This is a genomic window from Bradyrhizobium sp. Crot121, assembly GCF_059512385.1.
In genome coordinates this window covers 92,862-109,403 of record NZ_JCAMOR010000005.1, presented here as the reverse complement: position 1 = coordinate 109,403, position 16,542 = coordinate 92,862, and the positions used below count along the sequence as shown (strand labels likewise).

The 16,542-nt window shown below is 64.4% G+C and carries 15 protein-coding genes and 1 pseudogene; 11 read left to right on the top strand and 5 right to left on the bottom strand.

All coding sequences use genetic code 11. From position 1 onward, the window contains the following. Positions 1-120: 120 nt before the first annotated feature. Positions 121-807: a L,D-transpeptidase gene (locus tag AC5ZGW_RS07735; RefSeq protein ID WP_028168960.1), complete on the bottom strand. Its 687-nt coding sequence runs from the start codon at positions 805-807 to the stop codon at positions 121-123. Between the two features lie 279 nt (positions 808-1,086). Here AC5ZGW_RS07735 and AC5ZGW_RS07730 point away from each other — a divergent pair, with 279 nt between their 5' ends. The 5 genes from AC5ZGW_RS07730 (at position 1,087) to AC5ZGW_RS07710 (ending at position 5,600) form a co-directional block, all read left to right on the top strand. Then, the gene (locus AC5ZGW_RS07730) at positions 1,087-2,301 is read left to right on the top strand and encodes an ABC transporter substrate-binding protein (RefSeq protein ID WP_130226455.1); all 1,215 of its coding nucleotides are present in this window, start codon (positions 1,087-1,089) and stop codon (positions 2,299-2,301) included. An 81-nt stretch (positions 2,302-2,382) separates the two neighbouring features. After that, a complete protein-coding gene (locus AC5ZGW_RS07725) occupies positions 2,383-3,237 on the top strand; it encodes a branched-chain amino acid ABC transporter permease (protein WP_028168962.1) in 855 nt (284 codons plus the stop codon). Further along, positions 3,237-4,166 carry a branched-chain amino acid ABC transporter permease gene (locus AC5ZGW_RS07720; protein WP_028168963.1) on the top strand — a complete coding sequence of 310 codons (930 nt, stop codon included), beginning with the start codon at positions 3,237-3,239 and terminating at the stop codon, positions 4,164-4,166. Before AC5ZGW_RS07725 ends, AC5ZGW_RS07720 begins: the two co-directional genes overlap by 1 nt. Then, entirely contained in the window at positions 4,163-4,906 is a 744-nt protein-coding gene (locus AC5ZGW_RS07715) for an ABC transporter ATP-binding protein (protein WP_130226454.1), read from the top strand. The genes AC5ZGW_RS07720 and AC5ZGW_RS07715 overlap by 4 nt, the downstream gene beginning before the upstream one ends. After that, entirely contained in the window at positions 4,893-5,600 is a 708-nt protein-coding gene (locus AC5ZGW_RS07710; protein ID WP_028168965.1) for an ABC transporter ATP-binding protein, read from the top strand. The genes AC5ZGW_RS07715 and AC5ZGW_RS07710 overlap by 14 nt, the downstream gene beginning before the upstream one ends. Before the next feature lie 134 nt (positions 5,601-5,734). On the opposite strand, the gene AC5ZGW_RS07705 is transcribed toward AC5ZGW_RS07710, so the two are convergent. After that, positions 5,735-7,168, bottom strand: a complete 1,434-nt coding sequence (locus tag AC5ZGW_RS07705) for a TAXI family TRAP transporter solute-binding subunit (RefSeq protein ID WP_496113894.1) — start codon at positions 7,166-7,168, stop codon at positions 5,735-5,737. Between the two features lie 135 nt (positions 7,169-7,303). On the opposite strand from AC5ZGW_RS07705, the gene AC5ZGW_RS07700 reads away from it, so the two are divergent. The 3 genes from AC5ZGW_RS07700 to AC5ZGW_RS07690 all read left to right on the top strand — a co-directional run bounded on the left by AC5ZGW_RS07700 (position 7,304) and on the right by AC5ZGW_RS07690 (position 10,091). After that, positions 7,304-8,359: a glycosyltransferase family 4 protein gene (locus tag AC5ZGW_RS07700; protein WP_130226453.1), complete on the top strand. Its 1,056-nt coding sequence runs from the start codon at positions 7,304-7,306 to the stop codon at positions 8,357-8,359. 126 nt (positions 8,360-8,485) lie between these two features. Next, positions 8,486-9,178 carry a class I SAM-dependent methyltransferase gene (locus tag AC5ZGW_RS07695; RefSeq protein ID WP_130226452.1) on the top strand — a complete coding sequence of 231 codons (693 nt, stop codon included), beginning with the start codon at positions 8,486-8,488 and terminating at the stop codon, positions 9,176-9,178. Positions 9,179-9,461: 283 nt separating this feature from the next. After that, entirely contained in the window at positions 9,462-10,091 is a 630-nt protein-coding gene (locus tag AC5ZGW_RS07690; RefSeq protein WP_130226451.1) for a hypothetical protein, read from the top strand. A 227-nt stretch (positions 10,092-10,318) separates the two neighbouring features. Here AC5ZGW_RS07690 and AC5ZGW_RS07685 read toward each other — a convergent pair whose 3' ends face one another. After that, the gene (locus AC5ZGW_RS07685) at positions 10,319-11,983 is read right to left on the bottom strand and encodes an aminotransferase class III-fold pyridoxal phosphate-dependent enzyme (RefSeq protein ID WP_130226450.1); all 1,665 of its coding nucleotides are present in this window, start codon (positions 11,981-11,983) and stop codon (positions 10,319-10,321) included. A gap of 34 nt (positions 11,984-12,017) precedes the next feature. On the opposite strand from AC5ZGW_RS07685, the gene asd reads away from it, so the two are divergent. After that, on the top strand, positions 12,018-12,887 hold the full coding sequence (asd, locus tag AC5ZGW_RS07680; RefSeq protein WP_130226449.1) for an archaetidylserine decarboxylase: 870 nt from the start codon (positions 12,018-12,020) through the stop codon (positions 12,885-12,887). 189 nt (positions 12,888-13,076) lie between these two features. Next, positions 13,077-13,793: an NUDIX hydrolase gene (locus AC5ZGW_RS07675; RefSeq protein WP_130226448.1), complete on the top strand. Its 717-nt coding sequence runs from the start codon at positions 13,077-13,079 to the stop codon at positions 13,791-13,793. A gap of 138 nt (positions 13,794-13,931) precedes the next feature. On the opposite strand, the gene AC5ZGW_RS07670 is transcribed toward AC5ZGW_RS07675, so the two are convergent. After that, on the bottom strand, positions 13,932-15,254 hold the full coding sequence (locus tag AC5ZGW_RS07670) for a FecR domain-containing protein (protein ID WP_130226447.1): 1,323 nt from the start codon (positions 15,252-15,254) through the stop codon (positions 13,932-13,934). 180 nt (positions 15,255-15,434) lie between these two features. Then, positions 15,435-15,569 (bottom strand): annotated as a pseudogene (locus AC5ZGW_RS07665) (DUF2147 domain-containing protein); the annotation flags it as partial. 245 nt (positions 15,570-15,814) lie between these two features. On the opposite strand from AC5ZGW_RS07665, the gene AC5ZGW_RS07660 reads away from it, so the two are divergent. Then, positions 15,815-16,528, top strand: a complete 714-nt coding sequence (locus AC5ZGW_RS07660; protein WP_130226446.1) for a hypothetical protein — start codon at positions 15,815-15,817, stop codon at positions 16,526-16,528. The last annotated feature ends 14 nt before the right edge of the window (positions 16,529-16,542 follow it).

Below are 16,542 nucleotides of genomic sequence, written 5' to 3'. Positions count from 1 at the left end.
CTGCGGCGCGGATGCAGACGTCCCGGGTTGCGCTGCGCTCCACCCCGGCTACGAGAGCCCGCGAAATGAAAACGGCCCCGGCCAATGCCGGAGCCGCTCTTGAATCCAGTCTTTCAGCGCTTATCGCACCGTCGTACCGAGATCGGCGCGGCGGTCGGTCATCGGCAGCACGATCACCTTGGTTCCGACGTTGACGCGGGAATAGAGATCGATGACGTCCTCGTTGATCAGCCGCAGGCAGCCGGAGGAAACGTGGGTGCCGATCGTCTCCGGCGCATTGGTGCCGTGGATGCGATAGACGGTGCCGCCGAGATACATGGCGCGGGCGCCGAGCGGGTTGCCGGGGCCGCCGGCCATGTAGCGCGGCAGGTAGGGCTGGCGGGCGATCATTTCCGGTGGCGGGGTCCAATCCGGCCATTCCGCCTTCTTGGTGATGGTCTGGACGCCGGACCAGGTGAAGCCGTCGCGGCCAACACCGATGCCATAGCGCAGCGCCTGGCCGTTGCCGAGCACATAATAGAGATAGGTGTGCGGGGTATCGATGATGATCGTGCCGGGCGCTTCACGCGTCGCGTAATTGACCACCTGGCGGCGCAGACGCGCGGGCAGTTCGAACCGGCCCTCACCCTGCGGCGGCGCAGCCTCGACGGAGGGCGGCGGCGCGGCTTCGGTCGGCGGCGTCATGAGGAACGGGAAGAACGGCAGCGGTGCGGCCGCGCTCGATGTAGAAAAACCAATGGTGCCAATCGCCAGCGCGCCAAATGCGGCGGCGGCGAGACGCGAGTTTCGCTTAATGGAATTAAACATTATCGACCCCTGTCTGACTACACCCTGTGGCGCCGCTTGCGGTTTAGCGCCTCGTTGATCTGATCCAATACAGGTCAAGCGTTTCGGGACATTTGCACGAAATCGCCAAAATGGTTTCGTGGGGGTAAGGAATTGTTTCGTTAAGATTTCGTCGCTGCGCGCCGGCTGCCCAACCTACGTTCTTGACTTGCCGTTTGCGTCGCGGGCAAACTGTTGGTCCAATTAAAAGAAAAACAAACGCATCAGGCAAAAAGACCTGTTGCGGCAGGGAGTTTAGAAATGAAGCCATTCTTGAAATGGCTCGCAGCCGCGAGCATTCTCGGTCTCGGTTTTTCCGCCCAAACCGCTTTAGCCCAGCAGCCCATCCGTATCGGTGTGCCGACCTCCATCCAGCTCCAGGTCGGGCGCGACACCCAGAATGCAGCGAAGCTGGCGGCCGACGAGATTAACGCCAAGGGCGGCGTGCTCGGCCGCAAGCTCGAGATCGTCGTCGCCGACGAAACCGAGAATCCGGAGCAGGGGATCGCCGCGATCAAGAAACTCACCGCCGACGACAAGGTCGACGTGCTGATCGGCGGCTACACCTCCGGCGTCACGCTGGCGCAATTGCCGCACATCTCCCGCGCCAAGACCATCTATATCGGCGTCGGTGCCGCTTCGCCCGCAATCACCGCGAAGGTGAAGGCCGACTACGACAATTACAAGTATATTTTCCGCGCCTTCCCGATCAACGCGGCGCACCAGGCCCGCGCGCTTGTCGACTTCATCAATGGCAAGCTCAAGGACGACATGAAGTACACCAAGATCGCGATCGTCGGTGAGAACGCGAAATGGGTGCAGGATCTGGTGCCGATCCTCAAGAAGGGCGCGATCGACGGTGGCACCGAGGTGAAGCTCGCCGAATTCTTCGACACCTCGACCGCGGACTTCTCGCCGCTGTTTGCCAAGGTCAAGGACAGCGGCGCGCAATACCTGATCGTGATCCTCTCGCACGCCTCGTCGGACGTGTTCGTCAAGCAGTGGCATGACGCGCAGGTGCCGATCCCGATCGGCGGTATCGACGTCAAGAGCCAGGACGCCGACTTCTTCAGCCGCGTCGGCGGCAAGGCCAACAGCGAAACGGTTGGCATGTTCGCGATCCGCGCGCCGCTGACGCCGAAGACCATTCCGTTCTGGGATGAATTCGTCAAACGCTACGGCACCGCGCCTGTCTACACCGGCATCGGCGCCTATGATGCGGTCTACGTCTATGCCGACGCGGTTGCCCGCGCCAAGTCGACCGAAGCCGACGCCGTCATCAAGGAACTTGAGAAGACCGACCATGTCGGCATCGCCGGCAAGCTGGTGTTCGACGAGTTGCATGATGTCAAGACCGGCCCCGGCCTGCAGAACCTCTTGTTCGTGCAGTGGCAGCCGAACGGCGAGCGCGTCGTGGTCTGGCCAAAGGAAGCGGCCACCGGCAAGATGATCGCTCCGCCCTGGATGAGCAACTGATCGCGTCTGTTCTCGTTGGTCGATCGGCTCACCTAGTGGTGTGGCCGGTCGCCCTGACTCGCGACGTTCGACAGGGATAGCATGCTTGAAATTCTGATCTATGGCGCGGTGTCGAGCGCGATCTACGCCATGCTCGCGGTCGGCTTCACCCTGATCTTCGGTGTGGCGCGGATCCTCAACCTCGCCCACGGCGCGTTCTACGCGCTCGGCGCCTATGCGGCCTATGTCTTCACCGGCCTGTTGCATTGGCCATTGCTCATCGCGGCACCGCTCGCGGTGCTGGTGGTTGCACTGTTCGGCGTGTTGATGGAGCGTTTCCTGGTCCGTCCGCTGCGCTATTCGCAGCTCGCGGTCCTCATGATCACACTCTCGGTGTCGCTCGCGGTCGAGCAGGGGCTGTTCATCACCTTCGGTTCCGAATACCGCAACGTGCCGTCCTTCGTGGCGGACAAGATTTCCATCGGTGGCGTCGACATCGGCGGGCAACGGCTGCTTGCCTTGATCGCGGGCGTGCTGGTGCTCCTGCTGCTGTGGCTGTTCATCCAGCGCACGCGGCTTGGGGCTGCGATCCTCGCGGTGTCGCAGGATCCGGAGGCCGCGCAATATATGGGCATTCCCACCAACCGCATCTTCTCGGTGGTGATGGCGATCTCGGCCGGGACCGCGGCGCTGGCGGGCGTGCTGGTCTCGCCGTTCCTCACGGTGCAGCCGACCATGGGCTTATTGCCGATGGTGAAGGCCTTCGCCATCGTCATCGTCGGCGGGCTCGGGTCGATCCCGGGCAGCATCCTGGCCGCGCTCCTGCTCGGCTATTCCGAGACCATCGTCGCCTACCTCATTTCGTCCTCATGGACCGAACTGGTGTCGCTGGTCGCCGTCGTCACGACATTGATGATCAAGCCGTCCGGATTGCTCGGTCGGCGGGCGGCGTTCTGATGAAGCAGCTTTCTATCGTCGACCTTTCCGGCGCCATCGTCGTCGTGGCGCTATTGGCGCTCGCGCCGGTGCTGCTCAACAGCAGCTATTTCACCGGCGTCCTCACCGTCTGCGTGATCTACGCGATCTGGGCGGCGAGCTGGGACTTCATGTCCGGCCTCACCGGCCGCGAGAATTTCGGACACTCGCTGTTCATCGGCGCCGGCGCCTATACCGCGGGCTTCCTCGCCACCGCCTGGTACGCCAATCCCTGGTACAGCCTGCCGACGGCGGTGGTGGTCGCGGTCGCCTTCAGCCTGATCGTCGGCTTCCCGACGCTGCGGCTGCGCGGCCCGTATTTTGCGCTTGCCATGCTGTCGGCCTCCGCCATCATGCAGCGGCTCTGCCTGATCTTCTGGGAGTATAGCGGTGGCGAGGAAGGACTTTACGGCCTCGATCCGCTGATCCAGTCGCCGCTGCACTACTACTGGTTTGTGCTCGCGATCCTGGTCGCGGCAGTGGCGATCCTCACCGCGCTTGCGCAGTCGCATTGGGGACTGTTGCTGCGCGCGATCCGCGGCGACGAAGCGACCTGTCAGGCCGCCGGCATCAACGTCACCTTCTACAAGATCGCTTCGCTGACCATCAGCGCGGCCTTCGCCGGCCTCGGCGGCGCGCTCTACGCGCATTACCAGTTGCAGGTGAGCCCGCCGCTGTTCTCGGTCGTGGTGTCGATCACGGTGATCATCATGGTCTATGTCGGCGGCATCGGCTCGATCTATGGGCCGGCGCTTGGCGCGATCATGCTGACGCTTTTGACCGAACTGCTGCGCACGTTCGGCGAATACCGGCTCTGGGTCTATACGCTGACCTTGATGCTGATCCTGTTCTTCCTGCCCAACGGGCTGATCGCACCGCTGTGGCGGCGGCTGACGGAGCGCTTCCGATGAGCGCCATTCTTGAGGTCAAAGAACTCTCCAAGCGCTTCGGCGGTCTCACGGCCACCAAGAACGTCAGCTTCTCGCTGGAGCCCGGCGAACTCACCGGCATTCTCGGGCCGAACGGCGCCGGCAAGACCACGCTGTTCAACCTGCTCACCGGCTTCATTGCGGCGGACACCGGCAGCGTCCTGTTCGAGGGGCAGGAACTCCGCGGGCTGGCGCCGCACAAGATCGTCAACCGCGGCGTCGCCCGCACCTTCCAGCTTACGCGGCCCTTCCTCGGTATGACGGTGCTTGAGAATGTCGTCGTCGCCTGCCTGTCGCCGCGGGCGCGCGATGCGCACGACAAGGAGGCGCGTGCGCAGGAGCTGCTCGACCAGGTCGGGCTCGGCGCCAAGGCGCGCGAGCCGGTCGAGACGCTGCCCTATGGCGATCTGCGGCGGCTGGAGATCGCGCGTGCGCTCGCGACCAAGCCGAACCTGTTGCTGCTTGACGAGCCCTTCGCGGGGCTCGGCAGCAGCGAGATCGAGCCGCTGGCGCAATTGATCAAGCGGCTGCACCGCGAGCAGAAGCTGACGATCCTTTTGATCGAGCACAAGCTGCGCGAGTTCATGGCGCTGGTCTCTCGCGTCATCGCGATCGATTTCGGCGAGATCATCGCGATCGCGCCGCCGGCCGAGATCGTGCGGAACCCGCGCGTGATCGAGGCCTATATCGGGAAGACGGAGGCCGCGCATGCCTCTGCTTGAAGTCAGAGATCTCAGCGTCCGCTACGGCAAGGCGCTGGCCGTCGAGCAGGTCAGCGTCACCGTCGACAAGGGCGAATTGGTCGGCGTGCTAGGCCCGAATGGCGCCGGCAAGACCACGCTGTTGAAAGCGATCTCGCGGGCGATCGGCTCGACCGGCACGCTGAAATTCAAGGGTGAGACGCTGGAGCGTCTGCCGCCCTATGACGTCGTCGCCCGCGGTATCTGCCACTGCCCCGAGGGGCGGCGGCTGTTCCCGGAACTATCTGTCCTGAAGAACCTGCAGCTCGGTGCCTATCTCAGGAGCAACAAGGCCGAGATCGCCGAAGACCTCGAACGCGTCTTCGCGCTGTTCCCGGTGTTGAAGGAACGCCAGCAGCAGCAATCGAGCACGCTGTCGGGCGGCGAGCAGCAGATGGTGGCGATCGGTCGCGCCATGATGGGCCGCCCGGAATTGCTGCTGCTCGACGAACCCTCGGTCGGTATCGCGCCGCGGCTGAAGGGCCTGATCTTCGACGCCATCGAGAAGATCAGGAAGGACGGCACCGCGATCCTGATCGTCGAGCAGGACGCCACCGCGACCTTGCGCATCGCCGACCGCGTCTACGTGCTCGAGCACGGCCGCACCGTCCGCGAAGGCCGCGCCAAGGAACTCGCCGGCGACGAATATATCCGGCAGGTGTATCTGGGTGTTTGAGCAGGCCGAGGGGCGAGCTCGGCTTCACCTCGCCCCGCTTGCGGGGAGAGGTCGAAAATCAAGCGCAGCTTGAATTTCGGGTGAGGGGGGCCTCCGCGAATCCATTCGCCAACCGCGTTCGCGGAGAGAGCCCCTCACCCCGACCCTCTCCCCGTAAGAACGGGGAGAGGGGGAAGTGCGTCGCGCATGCGCGGCGCGTCCGGCGGAGCGATGCCGAGCATGGCGCGGCGGTCGGCGACGGCATGGTGGAGCTGGTCGAGCGCGAGCCCGATCGCGGAAAGGTCGCCTTCCTCGATGGCGCCGTCGTCGTAGCAGTCGAGCGCCTCGCGCAGCACGCCATCGGCCTCGCTCTGCATCTTCTCGAGCGCGTCCGGCGTCTCTGCCTGCCGTGCCTTGGTGATCAATGCCAGCAGGCTGTCGCGATGATCGAGATAGCGGTCGCGCTCGTTGCGGCGCCAGGCATGCCGCAGCCAGGCGCCGACCGATCCGAGGCCCGACAGGCCCAGGATCGCGAACCAGATGTAGTCGCTGTATTTGTCCAGGAAGGTGCGCTCGGTGCCGTCGATATAGGCGGCTGCACCCGGATGTGCCGGCAGTGCTGCGTCCTTGTCGGTGTCGGGCTTCTCGATGTTCGCGGCCGCCGGCACGTCGCGCGCGAGCTGCTGGCGCACGTTGAAGAGCTGGCGGACGAAAGCGCCGATCGAGGTGTCCGAGAACGAGTGCAGCGCGATGATGAGATGATCGACGCTGACGGTCTCGACCTTGTCGTCGGGCCAGGCCGGCGAGGATGAAAAGATGCTGCCCGCGATCTCCGCCGATTCATAGAGCGGATGCTTCGCGGCGATTGCCTCGGAAACGTCGATCGGCAGGAATTTCGGCGCGCCCCGTGCGGCGGCCGTCGCGGCGATCGCGCCCGCGGTGATCTTGCTGTCGAGCGGGCCGACCGCCATGTAGGCATCGAGCGTCATATCGCGCGCCATTTCGGCGGTCTGATTGATAGCGAACTGCGTCACCGCGACCTTGTCGGGATTGACACCGGACTCCTTCAGGATCACGCGCAGCAGCGTGACGTTGGCGTCTGTCCGTCCGATCACGCCGATGCGATGGCCGTCGAGATCGTCGAGGCTCTTGATCTTTGGCGTCGGCGATCGCCTCGATCCCTTCGCGCGCAGGCCGGAAGGCGCCCACAGCACCACGACATTCTTGCGCAGGATCGCGACTGCATCGGCGTTGGCGGGCAGGTTGAGGTCGGCGCGCGCCACCGCCATGTCCACCTTCGATCTGGTCAACGCCGCAATGCTTTCTGCGGCGTTCTCGGTCACGACCGTCGACAGGCGCACCGGGCTCTGATCGCGGGCGAAGGTCTGCGCCAGCGCCTGGATCAGCTTCTGGTCGTCGCTGCCGGGAGGGGCGACCGCGATCGTCAGCGTCACGGGCCGCAGAAAATAATACAGCGTGCTGGCGGCAACGCCGAACAGGAAGAGGCCGGCCGCGAGGATCAGCAGCGAATAGTTTTTTCGCTTCCGCCGCGGGCGCTTTGGAGCCAGATCTTCGCTTGTCTCTGACATCGTTCTGTCATGTTGGCCGAAAAAGCGTGTGAGCCGCCCGAAAAACCTTCCTTACATATCGATGACGTCATACGCCTGAAATATCAATGTCAGAACTTCTGCCCCGAAGAATCATTAACACTTCGGGTTTTCGAGATGCGGATATTAGTTGCAACCGACGCCTGGCATCCGCAGGTCAATGGCGTGGTGCGCACGCTGACGTCGCTGCAGCGTAGCGCGGCAGGCCTCGGCGCCGAGATCACTTTCCTGACACCGGAAGGGTTTCCGTCCCTGGGCGTGCTGACCTATCCCGGGCTGCGCATGGCGCTGCCGAACCGGCGCGAGATCGCACAGCGGATCGAGGAGGCCGAGCCGGAGGCGATCCATATCGCGACCGAAGGTCCGATCGGCTGGGCGGTGCGCAGCTATTGCCTGCGCCACAAGCTTGCTTTCACGACCTCCTACACGACGCGCTTTCCGGAATATGTGTCGGTCCGTACAGGGCTTCCGGCCAGCGTCGGCTACTGGATACTGCGCCGCTTCCATGCGGCTGGCGCCATGACGATGGTGGCGACAGTCTCGCTCCGCCAGGAACTGGCGGAACGCGGTTTTCGCAAGCTCGGCTTCTGGACGCGCGGCGTCGATACCGAATTGTTCAATCCCGATCATCCGGCCGAGCTCGATCTGCTGCGGCCGATCTTCATGGCCATGGGGCGTGTGGCGGTGGAGAAGAATCTCGAAGCGTTCCTGTCGCTGGATCTGCCGGGCACTAAGGTCGTGGTCGGCGACGGCCCGCAGAGAGCGGAACTCGCGCGCAAATATCCGAACGTCGTCTTCCTCGGCGAGAAGACCGGGCAGGACCTCACCTCGCACCTCGCCGCGGCTGACGTGTTCGTTTTCCCGAGTCTCACCGACACCTTCGGCGTGGTTCAGCTCGAAGCGCTGGCTTGCGGCACGCCGGTGGCGGCGTTTCCGGTCACCGGCCCGAAGGACGTGATCTCGGATCATCCGATCGGCGCGATCGATGACGATCTGCGCAGCGCGTGCCTGCGCGCGCTCACGATGTCGCGAGCGGCGTGCAGGAACTTCGCGCTGCAACGTTCCTGGGAGAACAGCGCGCGGCAATTCATCGGCAATCTCTCGGCGTTGCAGCCGAGCAGGGTGTTGCGTTCGACCCGGCGCGTCGCCGGCCGGAGTGCGGTGCAAGGTTAATTCAAGCATGATCCGGAAAAGCGGGAACCGGTTTTCCGAAGAGATCATGCTTAAACAAGAGGAGAGAGTGGGACGACGTTTCGCAGAAGAGTCACCCCCGCTCTCGAACTAGAAGGCGTATCTTCGATGGCAGATAACATCATCAAACTCGACGGAAGCAGCCAGTTGGATTTTGATCGCGAGACGGTCGAGCAGGCTTATGACCGCTGGGCTCCGGTCTACGATCTCGTGTTCGGCGGCGTGTTCAAGAAGGGCCGGGCCGCGGCGATCCAGGCGACCAACAAGATCGGCGGCCGTGTGCTCGAGGTCGGTGTCGGCACCGGCATCTCGCTGCCGCTTTACGCGCCGCATGTCCGCATCTTCGGCACCGACATTTCGGAGGCGATGCTGGAGAAGGCGAAGAAGCGGGTTGCCGAACTCGGCCTGAAGAATATCGAGGGGCTCGCGGTGATGGACGCCGAGAAGCTCGAATTCCCCGACAACTCGTTCGACGTGGTGATGGCGCAATATGTCGTCACTGCCGTGCCGAATCCGGAAGCCGCGCTCGACGAATTCGCGCGCGTGCTGCGCCCGGGCGGTGAGCTCATCATCCTGACCCGCGTCAGCGCCGATGCCGGCGTACGCCGCTTCATCGAGCAGAAGCTGCAGCCGGTCGTGCGTCCGCTCGGCTTCCGCACCGCCGAGTTCGCCTGGTCGCGCTACACCAAGTGGCTTGCCGGCGCCAAGGGCGTGGAGCTGGCGGAGCGCCGCCTGATCCCGCCGCTCGGCCATTTCTCGCTGGTCCGCTTCCGCAAGGCTGAAGTCGCGAAGGCCGCCTGACTTTGCCTGACCCTCATGGTGAGGAGGCGCCCTTTGGGCGCCGTCTCCGGACGAAGCTTCGCTTCGCCTAGAGAACCATGAGGCTCCGCTGGTGGCCTCATCCTTCGAGACGCGCGTTCCGCGCTCCTCAGGATGAGGGGAGAGAGTCAGTCCTTGATGAGGGGAGTCCATCGCCTCATTGCGTCACCGCGTCGCTGCGTCGTGTCATATGTCATTATGATGATGTCACACGGCGTACATCGAATCTCTGTAAGCACGTCCCGAAATCCTCTTGGGGGAAAGAATGATCAAGAATTTTCTGCAGGAACTGCGTACCCAGCGCTGGGATGACCATCGCTACTATCATCACAGCCGGATCAATCAGAGCCTGCACTTCGTCAGCGCCCTGAGCTTCCTGTTCGCCTATGTGATGCTGTTCTTCGATCCGGCGATCTCGGCGCTGGTCGGCTGGCTGGTCTCGATGACCTCGCGCCAGGCCGGCCACTTCTTCTTCGAGCCGCGGGGCTATGACCACATCAACCAGGCCACCCACGAGCACAAGGAAGAGATCAAGGTCGGCTACAACCTGCAGCGCAAGGTCGTGCTGATGGCGATCTGGGCCCTGTCGCCGCTGGTGCTGTTCGCCGATCCGACCCTGTTCGGCCTGTTCGCGCCCTGGGAAACGGTGTTCGACTTCACCCGTCAAGTCGCCAAGATCTGGCTAGCGGTCGGCATCGGCGGTCTCCTCTTCCGCACCGTGCACCTGTTCTTCATCCGCGACATCGAGACCGGCCTGGTCTGGATGGCCAAGATCATCACCGACCCCTTCCACGACCTGATGCTCTATCACAAGGCGCCGCTGGCGCTCCTGAAGGGCGAGCTGATCGATCCCGGCCTGCACCTCGCTGGCGAGCTGGAACAGAAGCACGCCTGAGCGCCTACCGCCGATAACAAATTGACTTCGCTGTGTTCACTCGCGTCATGCCCGGGCCAGTCCCGGGCATGCTTGTCTCAGGCCCTGTCACTGGCACCGTCATTCCAGGGCGCGCGCAGCGCGAACCCGGAATCCATCTGGCGGCAGGCGCGGACGGCGCAATGGATTCCGGGCTCGATGCTTTCGCATCGCCCCGGAATGACAAGCGAAGGGGGAGAGAAAGGCGCCTAGCGCCCGAACTTTCCGGCGACCATCTCGCGCAGGATCTGCCGCTTGATGTCCTTGTTGGTGACGCCGGGCTTCTGCCACCACCAGCCGTCGCGCTTCATCTTCTCGCCGGCGGCGACGAAGCGGTCGGCGACTTCGGTGAAATCGGCGTCGCTGGTGTTCAGGCCGAAGATCAGGCGCCCGGTGCCGACCCAGCTCAGCGCCAGCCCTTCGGCCCGCAGGTAGTACTGCAGCATCCAATTGTAGCGGGACGGCTCGGTGTAATGGACCATCCAGATCGACGAGAGATTGGAGACGCGGACCGGGAGTTCCGCTGCGGTCAGCCGGTCGTTGAGCTGCTTGGCGCGGCCGTTCCAGGTCTCGTCCAGCCCGTTATAGACCGAACGGAAATTCGGGCTGGCGAGCCGGCTCAGGAATTCATCCATCGCCGTCAGCACGTAGGGGTGCGAATTGAAGGTGCCGCGGGCGAAGCAGACGTCGGCGGGCCTGTCGTCGCGGAAGCGCCGCATCAAATCCTTGCGGCCGCAGACCACGCCGACCGGCAGGCCGCCGGCGAGGCTCTTGCCGTAGGTCACCATGTCGGCGCGGACGCCGAAATATTCCTGAGCGCCGCCGGCGGCGATACGGAAGCCGACAAATACTTCGTCGAAGATCAAGACGATGCCGCGCTCGGTGCAGACCTCGCGCAGCTTCTTCAGCCATTCGGTATAGGCGTCGCGGTCATACCTGCCGCTGCGGGAACTGTCGACCAGGGCCGAATCGCCGGGCGCGTTGGAATTCGGATGCAGCGCCTGCAGCGGATTGACCAGGACGCAGGCGATGTCGCGCCGCGTGCGGAGCACATGCAGCGTCTTTTCCGACATGTCGGCGAGCGTGTGGGTCTCGTGCGGCGAGACCGGGTTGCCGACGCCGGGCTGCACGTCGCCCCACCAGCCGTGATAGGCGCCGGCGAAGCGGACAAGATGCGTGCGGCGGGTGTGGTAGCGCGCCAACCGCACCGCCTGCATCACGGCTTCCGTTCCGGACATGTGGAACGAGACTTCGTCGAGGCCCGAGATCGCGCAGAGCCGTTTGACGTTGTCGAGGATAACAGGGTGGTAGGGGCCGAGCACCGGCCCGAGCGCGTGGGCGCGCTTCTCACCCTCGGCGATGCACTCCTTGTAGAAGTCATTGCCGAAGATGTTGACGCCGTAGGAGCCGGTGAGATCGTAGAACACGTTGCCGTCGACATCGGTAACGGTGAGGCCCGAGGACGATTGCATGAAGGAGCTGGTGCTCAGATGCTCGCGCACCAGCCGGCTGAACTGGAACGGCACGCGGTAGCTCTCGGTGAACTGCAGGTCGGAGATGTGCTGCGCGGCCTCCGCCGTCATCTGCCGGCCCTTGGCATAGCGCTGGGCGTAGAGGCCGGCGAGGCGGAAGAAGCCGTCCTGCCGCTGCATCGCGATCTCGCGCGGCGCGCCATCGACCGCGAAGAATTTGTCGATGTCGAATTCGTAATGAGGCACCAGCCGCGCGACCATCTTGGACATCTTGGAATGTCCGGTCAGCGAGCGATGCTTGGCACGCGACAGCGCCAGGCGGGCCTGAATTTTGGGGAAAGCTGCAGCGGCGCCGGCAATCGCGGCGGCGGACAGCGAGAGAATCGGAAGGGATGTTTCCATGCCAGAAGCGCTAACGTCGGCAGCTAACAGATTCATGACAGTCAGAGGCCTGATTTCGTCGATAACCCAGCAGGAGGACCTGAATTTCCTGCTGACCAACCGCATCCCCCGGGCGGCCGTGACCCGTTTCATGGGCTGGTTCTCCAAGATCGAGAACCCGGTGGTGCGTGACCTCTCGATCGCCTGCTGGCGGCTGTTCTCCGACCTCGACCTGTCGGAGGCCAAGAAGACCGAATTCAAGAGCCTGCACGACTGTTTCACGCGGGAGTTGCGGCCCGGGCTGCGGCCGTTCGATCCCGACCCCGCGGTCATCGCCAGCCCGTCGGACGCCATCATCGGCGCCCATGGCCGGATCGAGGACTCCAAACTATTTCAGATCAAGGGCGCGCCCTATGCGCTTCTCGACCTGCTCGGCGATCCCGCTCTGGTCGAGCAGCACCGCAACGGCCGCTTCATCACCTTGCGGCTGACCTCGAGCATGTATCACCGGTTCCATGCGCCCGCGGACTGCCGGATCGAGAAGGTCACCTTCATCCATGGCGACGTCTGGAACGTCAATCCGATCGCGCTGAAGCGGGTCGAGCGTCTGTTCTGCAAGAACGAGCGCGCGGTGCTTGAGGCCCGCCTCTCCACCGGCGAGCCGCTGACCTTGGTGCCGGTCGCCGCGATCCTGGTCGCGAGCATCCGCCTGCATTTCCTGGATCGCACGCTGAATGCGCAGACCAAGGGCCCGGTCACGTTCCCGTGCGACGCCAGTGCGCACAAGGGCGACGAGCTCGGCTGGTTCGAGCACGGCTCCACCATCATCGTGCTCGCCCCCGATCATTTCGAATTTTGCGATAACGTTACCGACGGCGCCCGCATCCGCGCGGGCGAGCCGCTGCTACGAAAGCCTTTGGCGTAGAGCCGCGGCACTCACTCTCTCCCGTCGTTGCGAGCGAAGCGAAGCAATCCACGCCGCCACTTGCGGAAACGTGGATTGCTTCGTCGCTGTCGCTCCTCGCAATGACGGAGAATCCAATCTCGATTTTGCTGCTGGAAGCTCCTATATGCTCCCGACACGATTCGGCATTCGGGCAATTCGGGAGCAAGGATGGCACGGGCGCCTGTTCTGGCGGCGGGAGGCATTGTGCTGCGGCGGCAAGCGACGCCGCTGATCGCGGTCGTGCGCCTGCGCAAGCGGAACGAATGGGTGCTGCCCAAAGGCAAGCTCGACGACGGCGAGACGCCGCGCGCGGCCGCCGAGCGCGAGGTGCTGGAAGAGACCGGGCATGAGGTGTCCGTGCACGAGTTCCTGGGCACGCTGGTCTACGATTCCGGCGGTCGCTACAAGGTCGTGCATTACTGGCGCATGGAAGCGGGCGACGAGCAGGCTTACGAATTGATGTATGACATCAAGGCGGTCGACTGGCTGCCGCTCGACGAAGCTCTCGAGCGGCTGTCGCGCGATCATGAGCGTGCGTTCCTCGAGAATGTCGGTCCGATCGCGCTGCAGGCCGCGGCCCTCAGCGAAGCCACGCGACGCAAGGCGGCCAAGCCGGCAACGCGGCGGCCCCGTCGCACAGTCACGCCGCCTTCGGTCAGCGAACCGACAACTGTGCCCGAGCCCGCGCAGCTCGATGCGCCCATCGCGCAGGAGGAGCCGCTCTCTGCCACCGAGGCGGTGGAGCCCGCGATGTCGGCTCCAGCGCCCGAGGCCGAGCTCGAGCCGTCGTTTGCGCCTGACATCGAGCCTGTTGTCATCGATGCCCACCGTCCGCGCAGGAATTTCATCGATCGCGTCAGGGACTGGCTCCGCCGCGCAGCCTGAGCGCGCCAAACTCTCTCCACACGAACTGCGCCGTAGCCCGGGTGGAGCGTCAGCGTAACCCGGGACCGCTCGTAAACGTTGCCGCAGATGTCCCAGGTTACGCGTTCGCTGCACCCGGGCTGAGTTCCGAGCGGAATTTCAATCGCCGCGCCGTTCTCTCCTGCCGTCTCTCAATGGAAATTGCCGCCGTGGTTGCACCGTGGGGCGGTTCAGCAATCCGGGGCGTTGCACGCCGGGTGCTCCCTGCCTGAATCCGCCGCGCTGCGGTTGTCCCTCGCGGATCGAGGGCGGTTGCCCAACCCGCTGTGGCGCGCGTGACGGCTCTGCGCCTTGCCGCGGAGCGCCTTGCTGTCCCGTACGCGGGAGTGGTGTGCCGCCGGGTTGTCCGGGCAGTCTGTGCTGATCGGTGCGCGACGGACCCGCCTGCTGCGGTCCGCCGGGACGCTGCTGCAAGCCCTGCCGATCAGGCGCGCCCGGTTGCCGTTGGCCCGGACGATTCTGCTGGCCGGGTTGCTGCCCGGGACGGTTCTGCTGGCCCGGCAACATATTCTGCCGTTGCGGGCCCGGCCGGAACGGCTGGCCGCGGTTTGGATAGGGCACGCCAGGATTGGCGCGGCGGAATGCGCGCTGCTCGTTGACAAGCTGCCGGCCGAAATTCTGCGTGGTGTAGAGCTGGCGGACGAAGCCGCGGTCGCGCTGAATCTGCAGCGCCGACATCGTCAGCGGCACCGCGGCGAAGCGCGCACCACCAACTCTGTCGGGCCGGATCGTGAAACCGCTGGCGCCGCGCGTCAGCGTGCCGAGTTGCGCACCGCCGCGGTCGTTGATCTCGATCCGGCCAACGCGGCCGTCGGCGTCCGGATAGAGTTTGATGGCGACGTTGTTGGACGTCGCGGTCGCGCCCTCGGGCACCTCGACCAAACCGGTGGTGCCGCGAATGCCGAGCGTCGCGGTCGGCGTCGATATCCGCATGTCGCCGGTCTTGGCGACGCCAGCGGCAACGAAGGCGACCGTGCCCTTGGCGACGTCGAACATCCCGGCATTCTGCTTGCCGCCTTCGTCATAGACATAGCGGTCGATCGTGATCCTGGCGCTCGCCGACAGCTTGAACGTCGTGGCATCGTTGAAGGTAATGCCGAGCGTCGACTTGGCCCGTGTCTCCACGACGTCGCCCGCGAAGATGTCGTCCCTGATCTGCAGCGCCGTCGTCGCGTTGTTTCTGATAACGCTGGCGCTGCCGGTGAGATCGGCGACATTGCCGATCGGCTCGGCGGTGGGTTGCTGCGCATCTGCCGCCGGCGCGTCCGGTGCCTGTGTTGCCGGCGCCTGCGCTGGAGCAGGGACGGGCTGCGTCTGCGTGAGCTGCGTCGAATCGGCCGCGGCGGCTGGCGTGTGCACCGTGCCGCCCAACAACAAGCCGATCGCAAACAGGAGTGCGAGAGAAAACCGATGCGGCGTCACAAGAGATCCCCGAGAGACCACAGGCGAGGGCAGCGATATCAGCCGCGCGGGGCTGAACGCCGGATGAATGGGCGCGCCACCCCTCAGCCGTCATTGCGAGCGCAGCGAAGCAATCCATGCTTGCACTTGCGCGGAGAGATGGATTGCTTCGCTGCGCTCGCAATGACGATGTGGGAGCAATCAGCTCACGCGCTTCCAGGTCTGGCCGCCGCAGAGCATGCCGCCGAAGGCGCAGCCCTGGACGCGCAGCGCGTTCGCACCCTTCATCGCGATCGTCGAGTCGTAGTTGCGGCCGCTGTCGGGATCATGGATGCGGTCGGCGGCCATGCGCATCCACCCTGCGTTACCTCTGCCCGGACTCTCGCCAGCCGCAAGCGCGACCGCTGCCGCGGATTTCATTACCGACAATTCATGTTCGGCGTGCCTCACGCATGGCAGGCCTCACGCCTCCCCATCTTCCGTCCGGTTCCGCGTGTGGCAGTATGCCGCGGATTTCCGGAGCAGCGCAGCCTCGTCGCGCGCCGAACCAGCGACAGCGCACATAACGATAACCAAGAAAAGTGCCCGATACCGATCTCTCCCAGACGCTGACCTTCCGCTGCCCCGCGGAATTGGAAGGCGTGTTGCCGCCGCCGATCCGCGCCGCGCTCGGGCTGCCGGACTGGCTGAAGACGATGCCTGCACAGGCATTCAACGCGCTCAACCTGCGCGAAGAGAACACCGTCAAGCGCTGTCCGCCTTTTGTCGATGCCATGACCTCAGGCTTCCTGATCCCGCTGATGTGCGATCTCAGATTCGAGAACGGCGAGATCACCTGGGACAACGAGCTGCCACCGGGCGGCTCGGTCAGCTTCGTGCGTTCGCCGATCGGATTTCATGATGCGAGCCAGGTGATAGGCACGCCTTTGTTCGAGGCCGATCGCTTCCTGATCAAATTCCACAATCTCTGGACGATCGAAGCGCCGGAAGGCTATGCGGTGCTCTTTACGCATCCGTTCAATCGCCCCGACCTGCCGTTCACCACGCTGACGGGCCTCGTCGATTGCGATCGCTATCACGACAACTGGATTCACTTTCCCGCTTACTGGCACGACGTGAATTTCTGCGGCGTGCTGCCGAAGGGCACGCCGATCGCGCAATGCATTCCGGTGAGGCGCGAGAACTGGACGGCGCGCACCGTGCCGTTCACATCAGAAGAGACGCAGCGGGCGCACGACCTCACCACCCGCATCGATCGCGAACCCGGCCTCTACCGACGCCAGTTTCGAGCGTGAGCCAGACTGGGGGC

Excerpts from the sequence above, each read along its gene's own strand:
- AC5ZGW_RS07715 (WP_130226454.1), top strand. The coding sequence starts at position 4,163 with ATGAGCGCCATTCTTGAGGTCAAAGAACTCTCCAAGCGCTTCGGCGGT.
- AC5ZGW_RS07690 (WP_130226451.1), top strand. The coding sequence starts at position 9,462 with ATGATCAAGAATTTTCTGCAGGAACTGCGTACCCAGCGCTGGGATGAC.
- AC5ZGW_RS07720 (WP_028168963.1), top strand. The coding sequence starts at position 3,237 with ATGAAGCAGCTTTCTATCGTCGACCTTTCCGGCGCCATCGTCGTCGTG.
- AC5ZGW_RS07725 (WP_028168962.1), top strand. The coding sequence starts at position 2,383 with ATGCTTGAAATTCTGATCTATGGCGCGGTGTCGAGCGCGATCTACGCC.
- AC5ZGW_RS07735 (WP_028168960.1), bottom strand. The coding sequence starts at position 807 with ATGTTTAATTCCATTAAGCGAAACTCGCGTCTCGCCGCCGCCGCATTT.
- AC5ZGW_RS07730 (WP_130226455.1), top strand. The coding sequence starts at position 1,087 with ATGAAGCCATTCTTGAAATGGCTCGCAGCCGCGAGCATTCTCGGTCTC.
- AC5ZGW_RS07705 (WP_496113894.1), bottom strand. The coding sequence starts at position 7,168 with ATGTCAGAGACAAGCGAAGATCTGGCTCCAAAGCGCCCGCGGCGGAAG.
- AC5ZGW_RS07695 (WP_130226452.1), top strand. The coding sequence starts at position 8,486 with ATGGCAGATAACATCATCAAACTCGACGGAAGCAGCCAGTTGGATTTT.
- AC5ZGW_RS07685 (WP_130226450.1), bottom strand. The coding sequence starts at position 11,983 with ATGGAAACATCCCTTCCGATTCTCTCGCTGTCCGCCGCCGCGATTGCC.
- AC5ZGW_RS07700 (WP_130226453.1), top strand. The coding sequence starts at position 7,304 with ATGCGGATATTAGTTGCAACCGACGCCTGGCATCCGCAGGTCAATGGC.
- asd (WP_130226449.1), top strand. The coding sequence starts at position 12,018 with ATGACAGTCAGAGGCCTGATTTCGTCGATAACCCAGCAGGAGGACCTG.
- AC5ZGW_RS07675 (WP_130226448.1), top strand. The coding sequence starts at position 13,077 with ATGGCACGGGCGCCTGTTCTGGCGGCGGGAGGCATTGTGCTGCGGCGG.
- AC5ZGW_RS07710 (WP_028168965.1), top strand. The coding sequence starts at position 4,893 with ATGCCTCTGCTTGAAGTCAGAGATCTCAGCGTCCGCTACGGCAAGGCG.